Genomic DNA, 18,436 nt, shown 5'->3' with positions numbered 1-18,436 from the left:
TTCCAACGTTTCCCTCTTCACCGAAAGACCGCCATGGAATCCGAATCCCGCCCGCCGCTGCCCCCGTTCACGCTCGAGACCGCGCTCAAGAAGGTCCAGGCCGCCGAAGATGCCTGGAACACGCGCGACCCGGTGCGCGTGAGCCTGGCCTACACGCCCGACACCGAATGGCGCAACCGCGCCGACTTCGTCAACGGCCGCGAGCAGGTGGTGCAGTTCCTGCAGCGCAAGTGGGTGCGCGAGCTCGACTACCGCCTGAAGAAGACGCTCTGGGCCTTCATGGACAACCGCATCGCGGTGCGCTTCGAGTACGAATGGCACGACGACTCGGGCCACTGGTTCCGCAGCCACGGCAACGAGAACTGGGAGTTCGCGCCCAACGGCCTCATGCAGCGGCGCTACGCGAGCATCAACGACCAGCCCATCCAGGAGTCGGAGCGCAAGTTCCGCTGGGAACGCGCCTGATGGCGCCGGGCCGGGCGGCGGCACGCCTGTTGCTTGCCCGTGTCCGGCACTCAAGGAGCACCTGAACATGAACCGCAACGACGTCACCGAGAAGATCATCGCCACCAAGGTGGCCAAGGGCCTGCAGTGGGCCGATGTCGCGAAGAAGCTCGGCCTCTCGAAGGAATGGACCACCGCCGCCTGCCTCGGCCAGATGACGCTCGACGAGAAGCAGGCGAAGATCGTCGGGCGCATCTTCGGCCTTAGCGCCGAGGAGCAGAAGTGGCTGCAGGTGGTGCCCTACAAGGGCTCGCTGCCGACGGCGGTGCCGACCGATCCGCTGATCTACCGCTGGTACGAGATCGTCAGCGTCTACGGCACCACCATCAAGGAGCTGATCCACGAGGAGTTCGGCGACGGCATCATGAGCGCCATCGACTTCAGCATGGACATCCAGCGCGAGCCCGATCCCAAGGGCGACCGCGTGCACGTGGTGCTCTCGGGCAAGTTCCTGCCCTACAAGACCTACTGAGTCAGAAGGCGTACTCGGCCGGCTCCTCGGGCGCGCTGTCCGAGCGGCCACCCGGCGAGCGCAGCAGCGCGGGCACGGGGTGCGCCGCGTAGTAGCCGCCCTCGATCGCGCCGGCGATCGAACGCGCCACCGCGTCGGTCGGCGCGAGCAGGCGCCGCCGCGTCGACATGCGTTCGCCCGCCAGGCCCGCGGCGATGCGCTCCAGGCGCGGATCGCCCGGCGGCGCGAGCTCGGGATGAAGCACGCTCACGCGCAGGCGGCCCGCATGCTCCTGGCGCAGGCCCTCGGAGATCGCGTCCACCGCGTACTGGGTGCCGTGGTAGACGGCCGACTCCGCCGTCACGCCCGTGACCGACACCGGCAAGAGATTGACGATGTGGCCCCAGCCCTGCTCCTGCATGGTCGGCAGCACGGCCGCGATGCCGAGCAGCACGCCACGCAGGTTGACGTCGATCATGAGCTCCCACTCCTCGATCTTGCGCATCCACAGCGGCGAGCGCGGCATCACGCCCGCGGCGTTGACCAGTGCGTCGATGCGGTCGTGGCGCTCGAGCGCCAGCTCGGCGAAGGCCTCCATCTCGGGGCGCAGCGTGACGTCGAGCCGCTGGAAGCTCGCCGAGCCGCCCGTGGCCCGGATCTCGGCCGCGAGCGCCGCGAGCCGGTCGGTGCGGCGCGCACCGAGCACCACATGCGCACCGCGCCGCGCGAGCAGCCGCGCGGTCGCTTCGCCGATGCCGCTGCTCGCGCCGGTGATGAGAACGACTTTGTCCTGGATTGCGGTCATGGATAACTCCTCATGCTTGGGGGATGCACGGTTGCCACGCGGCTCCCGGCATGCTTGGAAGTGTCGCGCCGCTGCCGCCTCGGGCGTTATCCGGATCGAACGCGGTTCTTGCCTTTTTCTCCGAAACAAGGGCGTCGCGCCGGTGACGCCGGCTGGCGGGCGAACTTTCTTCTCGCATGAGCCCATCTTCGGTGCGCGGGCACTTCGGGGCTGGCCGTTTCCGGCCGTGCGTTTGCCGGTTCTTGCCCGATCCTTCGGCGCGGCGGCGGCCTCAGCGCGCCAGCAGCTTCAGCATCCGCTCGGAGGTCTTGCCGTAGGGCGGCTTGAACAGGCCGACCCCGCTGAGGCCCGACTGGTGGAACACCGGCTTCATCTTCGAGAAGGTCTGGAAGCCGAACTCGCCGTGATAGGACCCCATGCCGCTCGCACCGACGCCGCCGAAGGGCAGGTCGTCCTGCGCGACGTGCAACAGGGTGTCGTTGACGGTCACGCCGCCGGCCACGGTCTGGGCCAGCACACGGTCGATGTCCGCGCGCTGCTTCTCGAACAGGTAGAGCGCGAGCGGCCGCGGCCGGGCGTTGACGTAGCCGATGGCCTCCTCGAGCGTGTCGTAGGGCACGAGCGGCAGCACCGGGCCGAAGATCTCCTCGCGCATCACGCGCATGCCGTCGTCCACGCCCGTGAGCATCACCGGCGGCAGCCGCCGCGACGCGGCATCGGCCGGCGCGTCGCCCAGCCGTTCCACCGCGGCGCCCGCGCCCGGGCCTCGTCCACCAGCGACTCGAGCCGCGCGAAGTGGCGCGGGCTCACGATGCTGGTGTAGTCGGCATTGCGCGCCAGGTCGGGATAGAGCGAAGCGAACACGCGCCGCGCGGCCTCGACGAAACGCGCCTGCTGCTCGCGCGGCACCAGCACGTAGTCGGGCGCGATGCAGGTCTGGCCGGCGTTGAGCGTCTTGCCCACGAGGATGCGTTCCACCGCCTTGTCGAAGGCCGCGCCCCGTCCCACGATGGCCGGCGACTTGCCGCCGAGCTCGAGCGTCACCGGCGTCAGGTGCTCGCTCGCGGCGCGCATCACGTGGCGGCCGACCTCGGTCGAGCCGGTGAACAGCAGGTGGTCGAAGGGCAGGCTCGCGAATTCGCGCGCGACTTCGGCGTCGCCGTTGACCACCGCGATCTCGTCGGCCGCGAAGGCCGTGCCCACCAGCCGCGCAAACAGTTCGGCGAAGCGCGGCGTGTACTCCGACTGCTTGAGCATCGCGCGGTTGCCCGCGGCCAGCGCGGCCGTGAGCGGCCCGGCCGCGAGGTACAGCGGGTAGTTCCAGGGCACGACGATGCCGACCACGCCGAGCGGCTGCGGCATCAGCCGCGAGGACGCGGGCCTGAACCACAGCCCGGTGCCGCGACGCCGCACGCGCATCCAGCGCTTGCCGTGGCGCAGCGCATGGTCGATGCCCTCGAGCGTGGGGAAGACCTCGGCCAGTTCGGTCTCCTGGCGCGGCCGGTTCGAGAAGTCGGCGCTGATCGCCGCGGCGATCGCGGCGCGGTGGTCGCGCACCAGCGCGCGCAGCCGGCGCAGGCGATCGGCGCGCACGCTCCAGGGCGGGGCCTGGTCGCGCAGGCTGGCGGCGCGCTGGGCGTCGAAGAGGGGGCGCAGCTCTGGGGTCATGGAGGCCTCGGCGTGTCGGGGTGGGGAGTATGCCGGCCGCAGGTTGTAGCGGGCTCACGCCGATGGGGTACTCCCCCTCCGCGAATGTCCCCCGCCTTCGGCTCCTCCTTGATTTCGCTGCGGGGAGTACCCCATCGGCGTGAGCCTGGACGCGGCGGTCGTTAGCCGCTGGCACCACCGCTGCGCCCACGTGCACAGGGCAGTGGGTGCTTCCCGCAGCGAAATAAAGGAGGAGGCCGAAGGCCGGGGGACATTCGCGGAGGGAAGTACCCGCTGTCCTGTGCACGCGCCCCGACCCGCAGCAAGCCCGCCCTAAGATCGCTTCATGCCCTCCCTCCGAACCTGGCGAACCGCCATTGCCGCCTTCTCATTCCTGGCAACAACGGCCGCGACAGCCGCCCCCACAGCCCAGGTCTTCGACCGCGTCGCCAAGCCGGAAGCGGTCGATGCCCAATGGCGCCCCACCTTCTGCGCGCTGCTCACGAAGCCGTGCAGCGCCGAGGAGCTCGGCCTCTACCGCCCACGCGGTGGTGCCGAGGGCGAATACGTGGTGTTGTCGGTGAAGCCGCTCGCGATGGCGCGCGTGCAAAGAAATACCGAGGGAACCTGGCGCCTGCAGCGGCTGCATGACTTCTCGGCCTACCAGGGCACGCCCTCGAAGCTCGGCGGGGGTCGCGAGGCGCAGCGCTCGCTCGCACCCGCGCTCTATCCGCTGGCCGACGGCCGCTGGGCGGTCGCGGTGCAGAGCGCCTTCAGCGACATGTACTCGGGCGGCGGCGCCAGCTTCGTCGTCGCCGACTTCGTGCCGCTGGAAGGAGATCCGGCCACGGCCAAGCCGGCCTACGAGGACATCCCCTTCTGGTGCTCGCAGATGATCCGCGCCTGCTTCTCCGAGAAGGAATACAAGACCTCGCCGCACTGCCACGACGAGACCTCGGGCAGCCTGCGCATCGCCTATGCCGATGCCGCGCGTCCCGGCGCCACGTATGGCTGGAGCTTCAGCTGGACCGAGAGCGAATGGCCCGCGCACAAGCCGCGCAGCGCCCGGCGCAGCGGCACCACGCGCTTCACCGCGGCCGACACCTCGGCCGTGCCCTTTGCGGCGGTCCGCAGTAGCGGGGTCGATCAGTCCGCGGGCGGCGGGGCTTCCCACGCGAAGCCCACGCCGTACACCGAGCGGATCCAGTCGGGCTCGGGCGTCACCGCGCCGAGCTTGCGGCGCAGGTTCTTCACGTGGCTGTCGATCGCGCGCTCGGTCACGTCCACCGTGTCGTCGTAGGCCAGCTCGAGCAGCCGCGCGCGCGAGAAGATGCGCCCCGGATGGCGCGACAGCACCTGCAGCAGCCGAACTCGCGCCGCGTGAGGTTCAGCGGCGTGCCCTCGAGCGAGGCGCGCCAGTGCACGTCGTCGAGCACCAGCCCGGGCGCCGCTTCGTTCGCGGCGCGACCCGGCGTTCCCTGGTCGGAGATGCCCGGCGCGGCGCGTCGCAGCACCGCGCGCACGCGCGCCACCAGCTCGCGCGGCGAGAAGGGCTTGCAGACGTAGTCGTCGGCGCCGAGCTCCAGGCCCAGCAGCCGGTCGACCTCCTCGATGCGCGCCGTCAGCATGATGATCGGATGGGCCGTGTGCGCGCGCGCGCGCCGCAGCACCTCGATGCCGTCGAGCCGCGGCAGCATGATGTCGAGCAAGGTCAGGTCGGGCGGCGCGGCCACGATGCTCTCGAGCGCGCTCTGGCCATCGGCGAAGTGGGTGGTTTCGTAGCCTGCGTGGCGCAGGTAGTCCTGCACCACCGAGGCGATGTCGGCTTCGTCCTCGACGATCACGATGCGGGTCATGGGGAGCTCATGGGCAGGTCAAGGCGAGTTGGCCAGCGGCAGGGTGAGGGTGACGCGCAACCCGCCCATCGGCGAGGGCGAGGCGTCGATGGTGCCGCCATGCGCCTCGATGGTGGCGCGGCAGATCGAGAGGCCGAGGCCCGAGCCGCCATGCTCGCGGCTGCGCGAGGTCTCGCCGCGGAACAGGCGGTCGAACAGGCGCGGCAGCTCGCTCTCGGGCACGCCCGGCGCGCTGTCGTCGAACAGCAGCGTGAGGCTGTGGCCGGTCCACGGTCCTTCCACCGTGACGTCGATGCGCAGCACGCCGCCGGGGTCGGTGTAGGCCAGCGTGTTCTCGAGCAGGTTCATGAAGACCTGGTGCAGCCGGTGCGCGTCGCCCTCGATCGCCGGCTGCTTGCGCGCCGCGATCAGGTCGATGGCGCGGCGGTCGACCGCGATGCCGCGCTGCGCGAAGCGGTCGCGCGTGTGGTCCAGCGCCTCCTTGAGCAGCGACAGCGGATAGACCGTCGTGGTCGGCAGGTCGCTCTGCGGCGCGCGCATGCTGCTGCGCAGGTCGTCCACCAGCTGGCCGAGCCGGATCACCTGGCGGTGCAGCCGCAGCGCCGTGCGTTCGTCGAAGGTGCGCACGCCATCCTGCAGCGCCTCGATCTCGGCGCGCATCGCGGCCAGCGGCGTGCGCAGCTCGTGCGCGGCATCGGCCAGCCAGGCGCGGCGCGAGGCCTCCACCGTGTCGAGCCGCTGCGCCATGTCGTTGAAGGTCTTGCCCCAGCAGCGCGAGCTCGTCCGAGCCCTGCACCACCACGCGCGTCGACAGCCGGCCGCGCGCCACGTCCTGCGCCGCCTGCGTCAGGTCGTCGACCGGCTTGAACCAGCGCCGCGCCAGCAGCCACGAGAGCGCGAGCGCGAACACCAGGCCCGCGAGGCCGGTGAGCACGATCACGCCCGACTGGCGTGCCAGGAACGCGCGGTCGGCCTCGCTCTCCAGGCCCTGCAGCGGTGCCAGCGCGAGGTAGCCGATGACGGCCCGGCCGCGCCGTATCGGCAGGCGCGCCGCGTTCTCGGGATCGATGGTCGCGCCGACCACGCGCGCGCCCTGCGCGTCGAGCACCGCGAGCCGCTGGTAGATCGAGTCGGCCATCGCGCGCGGATCGGCGAAGAAGAAGGGCGGCGGCATCGCCGGCATCGCGCGCCGCGGCAGCAGCTCGAGCTGGCCCGGCGGCATCGGCGGCGGGCCGTTGTCGGCCGAGCCATCGGGCGGGGCACCGCGCGTGCGGTACTCGTACCAGGGCGGCAGCCGGCGGTCGTCGGGTGTGCTCGCGTTGTCGAGCACCGTGGCCACGCGGCCCATCTGCAGCCGGTGCCAGGCGTCGTCGTTGTCGCGCAGGCTCTTCCAGTCGCCGTTGAGCACGTAGTGCTTGAGCACCAGCTGCGAGAGCCAGTCCATGCGGCGGATCTCGATTTCGGCCACGTAGGCGCCGAGGCCGCGCTGCAGCGCGAGGATCGACAGCCCCGCGAAGCTCAGCAGCAGCACGATCAGCAGCGCGGCCAGCGCCAGGAAGATCTTGCGGGAGAGGGTCAGGCGCAGGCGCGGCATGGTCTCGGGAGGTGAGGGCCGCATTCTGCGACAGGCGATGCGGGTGGCGCGGGCGGGGCGGACGGTGCGGCGAACGGGGGCGTCATCGGCAAGCCGCCGATCATGACCGCCAAATGTGGAGGAATCTGGGAGGCCCCGTCTCCCTTTTTTCTCCCGAATCGGCACGCACCATGGCGGCCATGACACCGTGCATCGACCTCCTGTGGCCCGCGCTCCTCGCGCTGTTCGGGCTGTTCGCGCCCGCCTGGATCTTCGCGATCCACTGGGCCGAGGGCCGCGCCACGCGGCCCTGCGTCGCCGGCGGCACGGCGCTCGAGGAGGAGTCGGCATGAGCCTCGCGGCGCCGCCGGAGCGCCGCACCCGGCGCATGCAGCGCCTGGCCGGCGCGCTGGCCTTCTGCGGCCTCGCGGCCGGCACGGTGGTCGCGGTGCGCGACGAATGCCCGCCCGAGGCCGGCGGGCGCGGCACGGCGCGGCGCATGCCGGTCTCCACGCTCGCGCCGATCATGGACGTCGAGCGAGCCGCACTGCCGCAGCAGGCCCGGCCCCGGCCCGGCCAGCCCCTCGACAGCTACAGCCCCGGCGCGCCGAGGCCGGGCGCGCGCCGCGGCGCGGGGGCCTGCCGCTACCAGGCACGTTGAAACTCAGGCCGGCCGCTCCGCGAAGCTGAAGCCCACGCCGTAGATCGAGCGGATCCAGTCGTGCGCGGGCGCGGCGGCCGAGAGCTTGCGGCGCAGGTTCTTGATGTGGCCGTCGACCGCGCGCTCGTTGACCTCGAGCGCCTCGGGGAACGCGGCCTCGAGCAAGGTCGAACGGCTGAACACCCGGCCCGGGTCGCCCGAGAGCGCGCGCAGCAGCAGCAGTTCGCGCCGCGTCAGCGCCAGTGGCCGGCCCTCGAGCACCGCGCCGCCATCGGCATCGGCGAAGGCCACGGCCGCCGAGGGCCGCGCCGCATGCCGGCGCTGCGCATGGCGGCGCAGCACCGTGTTCACGCGCGCCACCACCTCGCGCGGCGAGAAGGGCTTGCAGACGTAGTCGTCGGCCCCGAGGTCGAGCCCGCGCAGCCGGTCGGCCTCGCGCGTGCGCGCCGTCAGCATGATGATCGGATGGTCGCTCAGCGAACGCACCGCCTCCAGCACGCGCAGGCCGTCGATGCGCGGCAGCGCCACCTCGAGCAGCGTGAGCGCGGGCGGCGCATGCAGGATGCGATCGAGCGCGGCCGCGCCGTCGGCGATCTGCTCGACCTCGTGGCCGGCCTCGCGCAGCAGGCCATGCAGCGCGGCGGCGCTGCTGTGGCGGGCGTCTTCCACCAGCAGGATGCGGGCCATGGCGTTCAGAACGAGGTGCCGATCTGGAACTGCAGCCGCTGCGTGCGGTCGGCCGCGATGCCGTTGGCCGTGTCCTCCTTCTGATAGCGCAGCGGCACCGCATAGGCCAGCCGCAGCGGCCCGAGCGGCGAGATCCAGCTGATGCCCAGGCCGGCCGAGGCGCGCAGCCGGTTCTGCGCCTTCCATTGGGCATCGCTCATGCTGGCCGTGCGGCTCGCGAAGACGTTGCCCGCGTCGAGGAAGGTGTACAGGCGCAGCGAACGGTCGTTGCCCGCGCCCGGGAACGGTGTGCTGAACTCGAGGTTGAAGATCGCCTTGCGCGTGCCGCCCAGCGAGCCTTCGCTGACCGCGTCGCGCGGCCCGAGCGAGTTCTGCTCGAAGCCGCGCACCGAGCCCAGCCCGCCGGCGTAGAAGTTCTTGAAGATCGGGAAGGCCGCGTCGCCGAGCGCGCGCGCATAGCCGAGCTCGCCGTTGAGCGCCAGCGTGTACTGCTTCGACAGCGGGAAGTACTGCTGGTACTGGTAGTTGCTCTTGAGGTAGCGCAGCGCGCCGCCCACGCCCACCTCGAGGTTCGCGCTCTGCAGCCGGCCCCGGGTCGGGATCAGCGCGCTGTCGCGGTCGTCGCGCGACCAGCCCAGCGTGGCCGGAAACGCCACCATGCTGCGGTTGGCGCAGCTCACGCTCGGTGCCGTACCGGTGCACTGGAAGTAGTCGAGGTAGGCCTGCGGCGTGCCGGTATAGACGTAGGAACCGTTGACCAGCGTGTAGGTGCCGTTGCTGCCGGGCGTGAACGCATAGCGCTCGACGCCGATGCCGAGGTAGATGCGGTCGAGCTCGCCCACCGGGATGCCGAAGCGCACCGAGCCGCCGTCGCTCGCGAGCTTGTAGTTGCCGTCGGCCTCGTAGTAGGGCCGCGTGGTGGTGTGGAACAGGTTGAAGGTGCGCGAGATCCCGTCCTTGCTGAAGTAGGGATCGGTGGCCGTCACCGAGATCGTGCGGTTGTACGAGCTGGTGTTGACCTGCAGGCCCAGGTAGTTGCCGCTGCCGAACACGTTCTCCTGCGTGATGCCGAAGCTCAGCGAGATCTTGTCGGTCGACGAATAGCCGGCACCGAGCTGCAGCGAGCCGGTGGGCTTCTCGGCCACCGTCACCGCGATGTCGACCTGGTCGGGCGAGCCCGGGATCTCCTGCGTCTCGACGTTCACGTCGGTGAAGAAGCCCAGCCGGTCCACGCGGTCGCGCGAGAGCTTGATCTTGTTGCCGTCGTACCAGGCGCCTTCGTACTGTCGGAACTCGCGGCGGATCACCTCGTCGCGCGTGCGCGCGTTGCCGCCGATGTGGATGCGCCGCACGTAGGCGCGGCGCGAGGGCTCGGCCTTGAGCACCATCGTCACGCGGTTGTTCGCGCGGTCGATCTCGGGCTCGGCCCGCACGCGTGCGAAGGCATAGCCGAAGGTGCCGAAGTAGTCGGTGAAGGCCTTTGTGGTCGCCGCGGCCTGCTCGCCGTCGTAGGGCTGGCCGGGCTTGATGGTGACAAGCGTCTTGAATTCGTCGTCGCGGCCCAGGTAGTCGCCCGCGAGCTTCACGCCGGCCACCGTGAACTTCTCGCCTTCGGTGATGTTGACCGTGATCGCCAGGTCCTGGCGGTCGGGCGAGATCGCGACCTGAGTCGAGTCGACGCGGAACTCGAGGTAGCCGCGCGTGATGTAGTAGCTCTTGAGCGTCTCGAGGTCGGCGTCGAGCCTGGCGCGCGAATACTGGTTCGACTTGGTGTACCAGCTGAGCCAGCCGCCGCTGTCCTGGTCGAACAGGTCGAGCAGGGTGCTCTCGCTGAAGTCCCGGCCGCCGACGATGCGAACCGAGCGGATGCGGGCGCGCTCGCCCTCGGTCACGCCGAAGCTCAGGTTCACGCGGTTGCGTTCGGTCGGCGTGGCGGTGGTGACCACCTGCGCGTTGTAGAGCCCGCGGCCCAGGTACTGGCGCTTGAGCTCCTGCTCGGCGCGGTCGGCCAGCGCCTTGTCGTAGGGCCGGCCCTCGGCCAGGCCGACCTCGCGCAGTGCCTTCTGCAGCGCGGCCTTGTCGAATTCCCTGGTGCCGACGAAGTCGACGTCGGCGATGGTCGGGCGTTCCTCGACGATCACCACCAGCACGCGGCCCGTGACGTCGATGCGCACGTCCTTGAACAGGCCCAGCGCGAATAAAGCGCGGATCGCTTCGCTGCCGCGTTCGTCGCTGTAGGTGTCGCCAGCGCGCAGGCCGAGGGTCGCGAAGACGGTGCCCGCCTCCACGCGCTGCAGGCCCTCGAGGCGGATGTCCTGCACGGCGAAGGGCTCGGCGGCCCGGGTGGAAGGTGCGATCAGCGCGGCGAGCAGCGCCAGGCCCGCGAGGGACTTCGGAGATTTCATCGGCGCATGGTTTCGTCCAATGTCGGAGAAATTTGGGACGCCGTGCCGAGTTCACTTTCTCTCCTCTATTGCAGTCCGATGGCGTTGGCGGACAGCCGAGCCCGGGACCGCCAGCGGGGTCCGAGCGCCGGGCTCGCCGCAGGCGCGACAGTTGCGCAGGTGCGCCTCGAGGTCGAGGTCGCCCTGGATCTCGAGCAGCCGCTGCACCGTGCGCTCGACCGCCTGCGCGTCGAGCAGCGGATAGCTGCGCGCGGTGCGGCCGTTGTTGCGCACCAGCCGCGCGATGTAGGGCAGGTCCTGCTGCGTGATGACGGCCGCGGGCATCACGCCCTCGAGCTCCACGCCCTCGCAGGGCAGCAGCACGAAGTACTGCAGCCGCAGGTCGTCGGGCAACAGGCTGCGCAGCTGCGTGGTCTTGCGCCCGCCCTGCCACGCCGGGTCCTTCACCTCGCGCGCGCGGTTGCAGCCCTGCAGCCGCAGGAACCAGCGCGGCGGTGCCTGCTCCGATTTCTTGCGGTAGACGAAGGCGTTGCGCCAGGCCTTGATCTCGAACAGGTAGATGCCGGTCTCGCAGACGACCACCGCGTCGATGCGCGCGGTGCGCACCGCACAGCCCTCGGGCATCGGGATGATCAGGTTGCGAAGAATGCGCAGGTGGTCGAACGCCGGGCTGAATGCGCTGGCGAGCTGTTGCACGCCGAGCGAGGCGGCGAGGGTGCTTTGCAATGCGATGGTCATGGTGGCTCCTTCGGTGCGCGAGCATGGCGCTGCTTTTGGGAGACTTCTGGTAAGGCGAGCGATCGGGGATTGCGCGCAAAAACAACATTCGCCCCCATGCACCAGATTCCTCCGAATTTGGACGGGAGCATCCGTTCCGGCCGCTCGATGAAGAGCGCCGAAACCGGAGAAACCTGAATGAAGAAATCCCTCACGGCCCTGGCCGCGCTGACCGTCACCGGCCTGGCCTGTGCCCAATCGTCCGTCACCCTGTTCGGCGTCGTCGACGCCGGCGTGAGCTACCAGTCGGCCACCTCGCGCAACGCGATCACCGGCATCACCAGCAAGCAGAGCCAATGGAGCCTGGCCAACTCGGGCTACAACTCCAGCCGCATCGGCTTCAGGGGCACCGAGGACCTGGGCGGCGGGCTGGCCGCGAGCTTCTGGCTCGAAGCGCCGATCACCAACGACGACGGCGCGAACGGCATCGCCAACTTCAACCGGCGCTCCACCGTGAGCCTGTCGGGCGGCTTCGGCGAAGTGCGGCTGGGCCGCGACTACACGGCCACCTTCTGGAACGACACCGTGTTCGATCCCTTCGGCACCAACGGCTCGGGCACCAACGTCATCAGCACCGTCGGCGCCAGCACGGGCATCGGCAACAGCAATTACACGCGCGCCAGCAACATGGTCGCGTACTTCCTGCCGCCCAACCTCGGCGGCTTCTACGGCCAGGTGCAGTACAGCCTGAACGAGAACGTGCGCAGCACCGATGTCACCGGCACCACCAGCAGCAGCAGCGCGGGCCGCTACGTCGGCGGGCGCTTCGGCTATGCCAACGGGCCGCTCGACATCGCGCTGGCCGCGGGCCAGAACGTGGCGGTCGACACCACCGCGCTCACGCGCAAGGTGCAGACCGTCAACCTCGGCGCCTCGTACGACTTCGGCCCGGTCAAGCTGTTCGGCGAGCTCTCGAACGTGCAGAACAAGTTCGACACCGGCCTGGCCAACACGCACGACAGCTACAAGGGCTACCTGATCGGCGCCTCGGTGCCGGTGGGCCCGGGCCTGATCCGCGCCTCGTACTCGGCGGTGCGCTACAACGAGGGCGCCACCGGCCTCTACGGCGAGGACCCGCGCGTCAACAAGCTCGCGCTGGGCTACGTGCACAACCTGTCGAAGCGCACCGCGCTCTACGCCACCATCGCGCGCGTGAGCAACCGCAACGACGCGGCCTACACCGGCAGCCTCACGGCCGCCAGCACCACCGGCTACGGCACCACGGGCGTGGGCTACACCGGCCTGCCCAAGTCCTCGACCGGCTACGACTTCGGCATCCGCCACGCGTTCTGACGCCGGCGCGCATCCGCGTGCCTCGCGGCGCGCGGGTGCGCGGCCGATGCGCAGCCCCACAAGAACAGAGGAGAAGCCTGCATGACTTTCCACCCCATCCATGGCCTGGCCGGCGCGCTGGCCCTGGCCAGCCTCGGCGGCTGCGTCGTGCTGCCGCCGCCCGTGGCCTACGGTCCGCCACCGCCGCCGATGGCCGCGCGCATGGCGATGCCCGGGCCGATGACCGCGCGCCTGGCGGCGCCGCCGGCCTGGGACATGTGCGAGGGCGAGCGCCCCGCGCCGCCGGGTCCGCGTGGCGACGCGCTCGCGGGCCGCTGCGAGCGCACGCCCTCGGGCGCGCTCGAATACCGTCCCGGCGCGCCGCGCTGAAGCCGGCGCAGGCACCGATGCAGACCGGCAATCTCGGCCTCGTCATCGCCGGCGCCGTCGGGCTCGGCTTCGCGGGCGTCTTCGGCCTCATGGGCTCGCTGCTGGTCGCGAACCTGCGCGACGGGGCGCGGGCGCGCGAGGCCGCGGCACGCGCGCGCGACGAGGCGCTGCAGCGGCTCGACCGCAGCACGGTGCACGACCTGCGCGCGCTCCTCGGCGCGGCGCTGCCGCACCACGCCGCCATCGAACTGCCGCCGCGGGCCGTGCCCGTGCTGGCGGTGGAGAGCGAATTGCGCGAGCTGCTCGCGCAGGTCGCCGCGCAGGCGCTACCCGCCGCGCCGCGCGATGGGCTGCGCGTGCATGCGCGCATCGAGGGCGCGCAGGCGGTGGTGCACTGGCGCGACGTGGGCGCCACGCCCGCGCGTGCCTGCGAACGCATCGCGGCCAGCCTCGGCGGGCGGCTCTATGCGGCTTCGCATGCGGGCGGCCCGCTGGGGCTCACCTTGCGGCTGCCGCTGCACAGCGGCGAGTTTCACAAGGTGTGAAGAAACCGTAGCGAGCGCCCCGAGGTCGCGCCGAGGACCGGAGCCGTACCTTGTACGGTGAGGACCGCAGGTGCGAGATCGGGGCGCGCAGTAGGTTTATTCATACCTTGTCAGCCTGGGAGGCGCTGCGCCCAGGGCAAAACCTTGTCGAGCGGCATCGGCCGCGCGAGGTGATAGCCCTGCATCAGCGGGCAGCCGAGCGCGTTGAGCGCCTCGAGCTCCTCGCCGGTCTCCACACCCTCGGCCACCACGTCGATGCGCAGCGAATGGCCCAGGCGGATCACCGATTCGACCAGCACGCGGTTGCCCGGCGAGGCGGCCAGGCCGAAGATGAAGCTGCGGTCGATCTTGACCTGCCGCACGTACTTGCTGCGCAGCGAGGCCAGCGAGGAATAGCCGACGCCGAAGTCGTCGACCACGATCGCCACGCCCGCGTCGGCCAGCGCATGCAGCCGCGCGCTGGCGGCGAAGGTGTCGAGCGCGATCTCCTCGGTGATTTCGATCTGGAGGCGGTGCGGCCCGATGCCGTGGCGCGCGATCTCGCCGAGCACGATGCGGTCGAGCGCGAGCTGCGACATCTCGCGCGGCGAGACGTTCATCGCCACCGGCACGGCCTCGAAGCGCGGGTCGGCCGCGGCGAGCTCCTGCAGCCCGACGCAGATCTCGGCCAGGATGTGGCGCAGCAGCGATTCGGCCAGGCCGGTGCTCGCGGCCGCGCGGATCACGTCCTCGGGCGGGATCCAGCCATGGCGCGGATGCTGCCAGCGCAGCAGTGCCTCGAGGCTGTGCAGCCGGCGGCCGCCGTCGGCCAGGATCGGCTGGTACCAGACGCCGATGGCGCGCGAGGCGACCGCGCCGGGCAGGTCGCGCTCGACGTCGCGCCGCGTCACCAGGCGCTCGCGCAGGGCCTCGTCGAAGCGGCGGTAGCGGCTGCGGCCCGCGCGCTTGGCCTCGTGCAGCGCTTCGTCGGCCGAGCTCAGCATGTCGGCGATGGGCACGCCGCGCTCGATGCAGATGCCTACGCTCGCGCCCAGCTTGCCGCCGTAGTGCGCGGTGGCCGAGGCGATCGATTCGATCAGCGACTGCGCCACCTGCTCGGGCGAGGCGCCGCCGTCCTCGGTGATGAACAGGGCCGCGAACTCGTCGCCGCCCCAGCGGCCCAGGATGGCGTCGCGCCCGGCCAGCTCGCGCTGCAGCCACTGCGCCACGTCCTGCAGCACGCGGTCGCCCATCTTGTGGCCGAAGGCGTCGTTGACGGCCTTGAAGCCGTCGATGCCGAGGATCAGCAGGCCGTGCTCGCGCTCCTTGCCGCCGGCATCGATGCGCAGGCTCGAGGCCTGGGTGAAGCCCTCGCGGTTGAGCAGGCCGGTGAGCGCGTCGTGCGCGACGCGAAAGGCGAGCTGGCGCGTCGACTCGAGCGACAGCGCATGCGACTGCCGCAGCCGCGCGGCCATCGACACGGCCTCGTTCTTGAGCCGGCTGCCCTCGCGGAAGCCGCGCGCGCTCTGCAGCGCCGCGCGCATCAGCGCCGCGAGATAGACCAGCACCATCGCGGCCAGCATCAGGCGGTCGAAGCCGCCGGCCCAGACCAGGCAGCCCATCACCGACAGCAGGGCCGGCGTGATGAAGCTGATCGGCACCGGCGCATAGGCGATGCCGTAGGTGACCGAGCCGGCGCAGATGCCGCAGACCACGGTCAGGTAGAACAGGGTCTCGGGCGAGGTGTAGCCCTCGCAGAGGATCGGGATCAGGGCCCAGACCGAACCCGACAGGAGCGCGAACAGCCAGGCCAGCCGCAGCTCCTGGTCGACCGCGGGATCGCTGCCGTCGGCGGTGGGCGCGGGCACGAAGGGCCGGCGGCAGACGAAGATGCGCGCGAGATTGACGGCCAGCGAGAGCGCCAGCCAGGCCAGGCCGAGCGCGGTCAGGTCCGCGTGGTGGGCCAGCAGCGCCACCGTGAGGCTCAGCACCAGGTTGACCGGGATCGCGGCGAGCACGCTGCGGCGTACCGCCAGCATCTGCTCGGTGCGCACCATGCGCGACAGCGCAAGGCCGTCGGGTGAACCGGTGGCTTCTTCTTCCTGCGGGGCGGAGGAGGCGTTCATGAATTGGATCGGCGACGCATCATGCACCGGTCCGCCGCATCGCGCAGCGCGGCACGGCCGCCGTGGGCGGCCCGCGCGGTTCCCCTCGGGGTCACCGCGCGCGAGGGATCAGGCGGGGGGGCACGCTGTCAGCGCACCGTCGACATCACGGTCGCGCGGCAACGCGGCTGATCGCGCGGCGCGAGCAGGATGCAGTTGTCGAGCGCGCGCTGTTGCATGTCGCTGAGCTTCGGGGGCTCGCCGCGGTAGACCGGCGGGGGCGGCGGCGCGGCATAGCGCGGGCGCTGCTCGTACTCCCAGCGGCCGCGGTCGTCGCGGTTGCGTTCCCAGCGATCGCGGTCGCGCTGGCGGTCGAAGCGCAGCCGGTCCATGCAGGAGTGGAAGTCCATGCCCGAGCGGCCGCTCGCGCAGTAGCGGCGGTCGGCTTCGTAGACGTCCATGTCGCGCTGGGCCAGCGCGGGGGCGGTCTGGATCAGGCCCAGCAAGGCCAGGGCGGCAAGTTTCTTCATGGTGCGCTCGTCGAAGAGAAGCCGTGAGGCGGGTGGATCGGGGCGGTGCCTGCTAGCCGCAGTCTGACCGTCGGCATGGGACGAAGTTTCTCATGCTCCGGACCCATCGCTGTTCGGACGCGCGAGCTTCTTGCTGTAGGCGCGCGCGGACTGCGTGCCGCGTCGCGCCAGTACCACGCCGGGCGTCTCTAGCGCGCGACCGTGACCGCGCCCACGTGCATCGTGCGGCCCGCGCCGATGCCCGCGATCACCAGCGCGACGCCGACCGCGACGAACAGCCACGAGGCGGCGCCGAAGCTGCCGGTCCAGCCGTGCAGCAGCCCGGCCAGCAGCGGGCCGAAGGCCGCGATGACGTAGCCCACGCCCTGCGCCATGCCCGACAGGTGCGCCGCGACGTGCGAATCGGGCGAGCGCAGCACGATCATGGTGAGCGCCAGCGCGAAGGTGCCGCCCTGCGCGATGCCCAGCAGCACGGCCCAGACCCACACGCCGCCGAGCGGCGCGAACAGCTGGGCCAGCATGGCCGCCACGGTGAGCAGCGCGAGCGCCACGGCCAGCCCGATCTGGTTGCGCAGCCTGACCGCGAGCGCGGGCACCACGAGGCAGGTCACGACCTGGGTGATGACCGAGACCGAGACCACGTAGCCGGCGGTGTCGCTGGCCAGCCCGCGCTCGCGCAGGATCGGCGCGAGCCAGCCCATGACGATGTAGGCCAGCGCGGACTGCAGCCCCATGAAGCAGGTGACCTGCCAGGCCAGCCGGTCGCGCCACAGGCCGCGCACGGTGAAGCCGGACTCGCTGGCGATCGGCTTGCGCGCCAGCGCCTGCGGTGCCCACAGCAGCGTGACCAGCGCGGCCGGCAGCGCCCAGACCGCGAGCGCCGCGGTCCAGCCGCCGCCCAGCGCATGCTCGATTGGCACCGTGAGGCCGGCCGCGCTCGCGGCGCCGCCGCACACGGCCATGGTGTAGAGGCCCATCATCAGCGCCGCCTGCCCGGCGAAGTCGCGCTTGACCAGCCCCGACAGCAGCACGTTGGCGACCGCGATGCCGCTGCCGGCGATGGCCGAGGCGACGAACAGCAGCGGCACGTTCCCGGTGCCGCGCAGCAGCGTGCCGACCAGGATCAGCGCCATGCAGCCGAGCAAGGTGCGCTCGGTGCCGAAGCGCCGGCCGAGGCCGGGCGCGAGCGGCGCGAACAGGCCCAGGCACAGCACGGGCAGGGTGGTCAGCAGGCTGGCGGCGGTGGCCGACAGGCCGGTGGAACGGATGATCTCGGGCAGCACCACCGAGAGGCTGGCGAACACCGGCCGCAGGTTGAAGGCGATCAGCACCACGCTGGCGCCCAGCAGGATGCGGCGGCCGCGGCTCGGCGCCGGGGTGGGCGGCGGCGCGGGCTGGCTGTCGACCTCGGCGTCGATCAGCAGCTGGCCGGCATCGGCGGCGGGCGCGTGGCGCAGGGTGGCCGCGGCGGCGGGGAAGGTGGTGGTGGCGGTCATGGGCAGGACGGCGCGCGCGGGTCGCCGGTGGGGGTGTGGGTGCCGGCGGCGAGGGTCGCGATCATGGGCGTCATGAAGGCGCGCACGGCGGCGTCGGCGCGCTCGGGGTCGCGGCTGGCGATGGCCTCGACGATCGCGCGGTGGGCCGCGTCGTCGGGCTCGGGCAGCAGCGTGCCCATGGTGCTGGCGATGGTGTCCTTGATGTAGCCGCCGATGAAGCGCACAGTTTCGGCGAGCGCGAGGTTGCCCGCGATGTCGACGATGGCCAGGTGGAAGGCGAGGTCGCGCTCGATGAAGGCCGCGCCGCCGTCGCCGGACGCGGGCGTGCCGCGGGCGTCGAGCAGCGTGTGGAGCTGGCGCAGGTCCTCGGGCGTGTGGCGCAGCGCGGCGAGCCGCGCGGCCTGCACCTCGAGCGCGCAGCGCACCTCGAACTGGTCGAGCAGGCTGGCCAGGCGCAGCTTCTGCAGGCTGGCGCCGGGATCGAAGCCCGAGCGCACATAGGTGCCCGAGCCCTGGCGCACCTCGAGCAGGCCGCGCGAGACCAGCGTCTTGACGGCCTCGCGCACGGTGCCGCGGCTCACGCCGAGCAGCTGGGCGAGCTGCGGTTCGATGGGGATGCGCGCGCCGACCGGCCAGCGGCCGGCGGAGATCTCGGCGCGGATGCCGTTGGCGGCGGCTTCTACCAGGGAGGTGCGGGGGGCTTGGGCTAGCATTTGGGCCAATTCATTGAATCATCGGATGAATTGTGTCTGG

The 18,436-nt window shown here is 71.4% G+C and carries 15 protein-coding genes and 3 pseudogenes; 7 read left to right on the top strand and 11 right to left on the bottom strand.

Annotation, left to right across the window (positions count from 1 at the left end):
- Positions 1 to 33 precede the first annotated feature (33 nt).
- Positions 34 to 465: a DUF1348 family protein gene (locus tag ACHMXE_RS35160; protein ID WP_395348542.1), complete on the top strand. Its 432-nt coding sequence runs from the start codon at positions 34 to 36 to the stop codon at positions 463 to 465.
- Positions 466 to 532: 67 nt separating this feature from the next.
- On the top strand, positions 533 to 976 hold the full coding sequence (cynS, locus tag ACHMXE_RS35155) for a cyanase (RefSeq protein WP_209547406.1): 444 nt from the start codon (positions 533 to 535) through the stop codon (positions 974 to 976).
- A 1-nt stretch (position 977) separates the two neighbouring features.
- Here cynS and ACHMXE_RS35150 read toward each other — a convergent pair whose 3' ends face one another.
- The 4 genes and pseudogenes from ACHMXE_RS35150 to ACHMXE_RS35135 all read right to left on the bottom strand — a co-directional run bounded on the left by ACHMXE_RS35150 (position 978) and on the right by ACHMXE_RS35135 (position 6,857).
- Positions 978 to 1,760, bottom strand: coding sequence for an SDR family oxidoreductase (locus ACHMXE_RS35150; protein ID WP_203204781.1), 783 nt, complete (start codon positions 1,758 to 1,760; stop codon positions 978 to 980).
- Positions 1,761 to 2,031: 271 nt separating this feature from the next.
- Positions 2,032 to 3,428 (bottom strand): annotated as a pseudogene (locus tag ACHMXE_RS35145) (coniferyl aldehyde dehydrogenase).
- Positions 3,429 to 4,553: 1,125 nt separating this feature from the next.
- Positions 4,554 to 5,263: pseudogene (locus ACHMXE_RS35140) on the bottom strand (response regulator).
- Between the two features lie 18 nt (positions 5,264 to 5,281).
- A pseudogene (locus tag ACHMXE_RS35135) lies at positions 5,282 to 6,857 on the bottom strand (ATP-binding protein).
- Between the two features lie 179 nt (positions 6,858 to 7,036).
- Between ACHMXE_RS35135 and ACHMXE_RS35130 the strand changes: the two are divergent.
- Positions 7,037 to 7,189 (top strand): hypothetical protein, encoded by a 153-nt coding sequence (locus tag ACHMXE_RS35130; RefSeq protein WP_395348541.1) that lies wholly within the window; start codon positions 7,037 to 7,039, stop codon positions 7,187 to 7,189.
- Positions 7,186 to 7,497, top strand: a complete 312-nt coding sequence (locus ACHMXE_RS35125; RefSeq protein WP_395348540.1) for a hypothetical protein — start codon at positions 7,186 to 7,188, stop codon at positions 7,495 to 7,497. Before ACHMXE_RS35130 ends, ACHMXE_RS35125 begins: the two co-directional genes overlap by 4 nt.
- 3 nt (positions 7,498 to 7,500) lie before the next feature.
- Here the strand turns inward: ACHMXE_RS35125 and ACHMXE_RS35120 are convergent, their stop codons facing one another.
- Genes ACHMXE_RS35120 through ACHMXE_RS35110 form a run of 3 tightly spaced genes read right to left on the bottom strand, consistent with a single transcriptional unit; the run spans position 7,501 to position 11,327 of the window.
- Entirely contained in the window at positions 7,501 to 8,184 is a 684-nt protein-coding gene (locus ACHMXE_RS35120) for a response regulator (protein WP_203204787.1), read from the bottom strand.
- A 5-nt stretch (positions 8,185 to 8,189) separates the two neighbouring features.
- Positions 8,190 to 10,589 carry an outer membrane protein assembly factor BamA gene (gene bamA, locus ACHMXE_RS35115; RefSeq protein ID WP_395348539.1) on the bottom strand — a complete coding sequence of 800 codons (2,400 nt, stop codon included), beginning with the start codon at positions 10,587 to 10,589 and terminating at the stop codon, positions 8,190 to 8,192.
- Between the two features lie 51 nt (positions 10,590 to 10,640).
- Positions 10,641 to 11,327 (bottom strand): nuclease-related domain-containing protein, encoded by a 687-nt coding sequence (locus ACHMXE_RS35110; protein ID WP_395348538.1) that lies wholly within the window; start codon positions 11,325 to 11,327, stop codon positions 10,641 to 10,643.
- Between the two features lie 177 nt (positions 11,328 to 11,504).
- On the opposite strand from ACHMXE_RS35110, the gene ACHMXE_RS35105 reads away from it, so the two are divergent.
- The 3 genes from ACHMXE_RS35105 to ACHMXE_RS35095 all read left to right on the top strand — a co-directional run bounded on the left by ACHMXE_RS35105 (position 11,505) and on the right by ACHMXE_RS35095 (position 13,573).
- The gene (locus tag ACHMXE_RS35105; RefSeq protein ID WP_395348537.1) at positions 11,505 to 12,659 is read left to right on the top strand and encodes a porin; all 1,155 of its coding nucleotides are present in this window, start codon (positions 11,505 to 11,507) and stop codon (positions 12,657 to 12,659) included.
- 81 nt (positions 12,660 to 12,740) lie between these two features.
- Positions 12,741 to 13,028, top strand: coding sequence for a hypothetical protein (locus ACHMXE_RS35100; protein ID WP_395348536.1), 288 nt, complete (start codon positions 12,741 to 12,743; stop codon positions 13,026 to 13,028).
- A gap of 17 nt (positions 13,029 to 13,045) precedes the next feature.
- Complete coding sequence (locus tag ACHMXE_RS35095; protein ID WP_395348535.1) at positions 13,046 to 13,573, top strand: ATP-binding protein; 528 nt, start codon at positions 13,046 to 13,048, stop codon at positions 13,571 to 13,573.
- Between the two features lie 110 nt (positions 13,574 to 13,683).
- Here the strand turns inward: ACHMXE_RS35095 and ACHMXE_RS35090 are convergent, their stop codons facing one another.
- From ACHMXE_RS35090 to ACHMXE_RS35075, 4 genes are all read right to left on the bottom strand, one after another.
- On the bottom strand, positions 13,684 to 15,678 hold the full coding sequence (locus ACHMXE_RS35090; protein ID WP_203204793.1) for a bifunctional diguanylate cyclase/phosphodiesterase: 1,995 nt from the start codon (positions 15,676 to 15,678) through the stop codon (positions 13,684 to 13,686).
- A gap of 128 nt (positions 15,679 to 15,806) precedes the next feature.
- Positions 15,807 to 16,187, bottom strand: a complete 381-nt coding sequence (locus ACHMXE_RS35085) for a hypothetical protein (RefSeq protein ID WP_203204794.1) — start codon at positions 16,185 to 16,187, stop codon at positions 15,807 to 15,809.
- A 188-nt stretch (positions 16,188 to 16,375) separates the two neighbouring features.
- Positions 16,376 to 17,683 (bottom strand): CynX/NimT family MFS transporter, encoded by a 1,308-nt coding sequence (locus ACHMXE_RS35080; RefSeq protein WP_395348534.1) that lies wholly within the window; start codon positions 17,681 to 17,683, stop codon positions 16,376 to 16,378.
- The gene (locus tag ACHMXE_RS35075; protein WP_395348533.1) at positions 17,680 to 18,396 is read right to left on the bottom strand and encodes a FadR/GntR family transcriptional regulator; all 717 of its coding nucleotides are present in this window, start codon (positions 18,394 to 18,396) and stop codon (positions 17,680 to 17,682) included. Before ACHMXE_RS35075 ends, ACHMXE_RS35080 begins: the two co-directional genes overlap by 4 nt.
- Positions 18,397 to 18,436: the final 40 nt, after the last annotated feature.

The sequence above is a fragment of the Variovorax sp. UC122_21 genome (genome assembly GCF_044056785.1).
GTDB lineage: Bacteria > Pseudomonadota > Gammaproteobacteria > Burkholderiales > Burkholderiaceae_C > Variovorax.
This window is presented reverse-complemented; position numbering and strand designations above follow the sequence as displayed.

Coding starts and splice junctions, on each gene's coding strand:
- ACHMXE_RS35150 (WP_203204781.1), bottom strand. CDS start 1,760: ATGACCGCAATCCAGGACAAAGTCGTTCTCATCACCGGCGCGAGCAGC.
- ACHMXE_RS35090 (WP_203204793.1), bottom strand. CDS start 15,678: ATGAACGCCTCCTCCGCCCCGCAGGAAGAAGAAGCCACCGGTTCACCC.
- cynS (WP_209547406.1), top strand. CDS start 533: ATGAACCGCAACGACGTCACCGAGAAGATCATCGCCACCAAGGTGGCC.
- ACHMXE_RS35080 (WP_395348534.1), bottom strand. CDS start 17,683: ATGACCGCCACCACCACCTTCCCCGCCGCCGCGGCCACCCTGCGCCAC.
- ACHMXE_RS35095 (WP_395348535.1), top strand. CDS start 13,046: ATGCAGACCGGCAATCTCGGCCTCGTCATCGCCGGCGCCGTCGGGCTC.
- ACHMXE_RS35100 (WP_395348536.1), top strand. CDS start 12,741: ATGACTTTCCACCCCATCCATGGCCTGGCCGGCGCGCTGGCCCTGGCC.
- ACHMXE_RS35160 (WP_395348542.1), top strand. CDS start 34: ATGGAATCCGAATCCCGCCCGCCGCTGCCCCCGTTCACGCTCGAGACC.
- ACHMXE_RS35105 (WP_395348537.1), top strand. CDS start 11,505: ATGAAGAAATCCCTCACGGCCCTGGCCGCGCTGACCGTCACCGGCCTG.
- ACHMXE_RS35075 (WP_395348533.1), bottom strand. CDS start 18,396: ATGCTAGCCCAAGCCCCCCGCACCTCCCTGGTAGAAGCCGCCGCCAAC.
- ACHMXE_RS35120 (WP_203204787.1), bottom strand. CDS start 8,184: ATGGCCCGCATCCTGCTGGTGGAAGACGCCCGCCACAGCAGCGCCGCC.
- ACHMXE_RS35110 (WP_395348538.1), bottom strand. CDS start 11,327: ATGACCATCGCATTGCAAAGCACCCTCGCCGCCTCGCTCGGCGTGCAA.
- ACHMXE_RS35130 (WP_395348541.1), top strand. CDS start 7,037: ATGACACCGTGCATCGACCTCCTGTGGCCCGCGCTCCTCGCGCTGTTC.
- bamA (WP_395348539.1), bottom strand. CDS start 10,589: ATGAAATCTCCGAAGTCCCTCGCGGGCCTGGCGCTGCTCGCCGCGCTG.
- ACHMXE_RS35125 (WP_395348540.1), top strand. CDS start 7,186: ATGAGCCTCGCGGCGCCGCCGGAGCGCCGCACCCGGCGCATGCAGCGC.
- ACHMXE_RS35085 (WP_203204794.1), bottom strand. CDS start 16,187: ATGAAGAAACTTGCCGCCCTGGCCTTGCTGGGCCTGATCCAGACCGCC.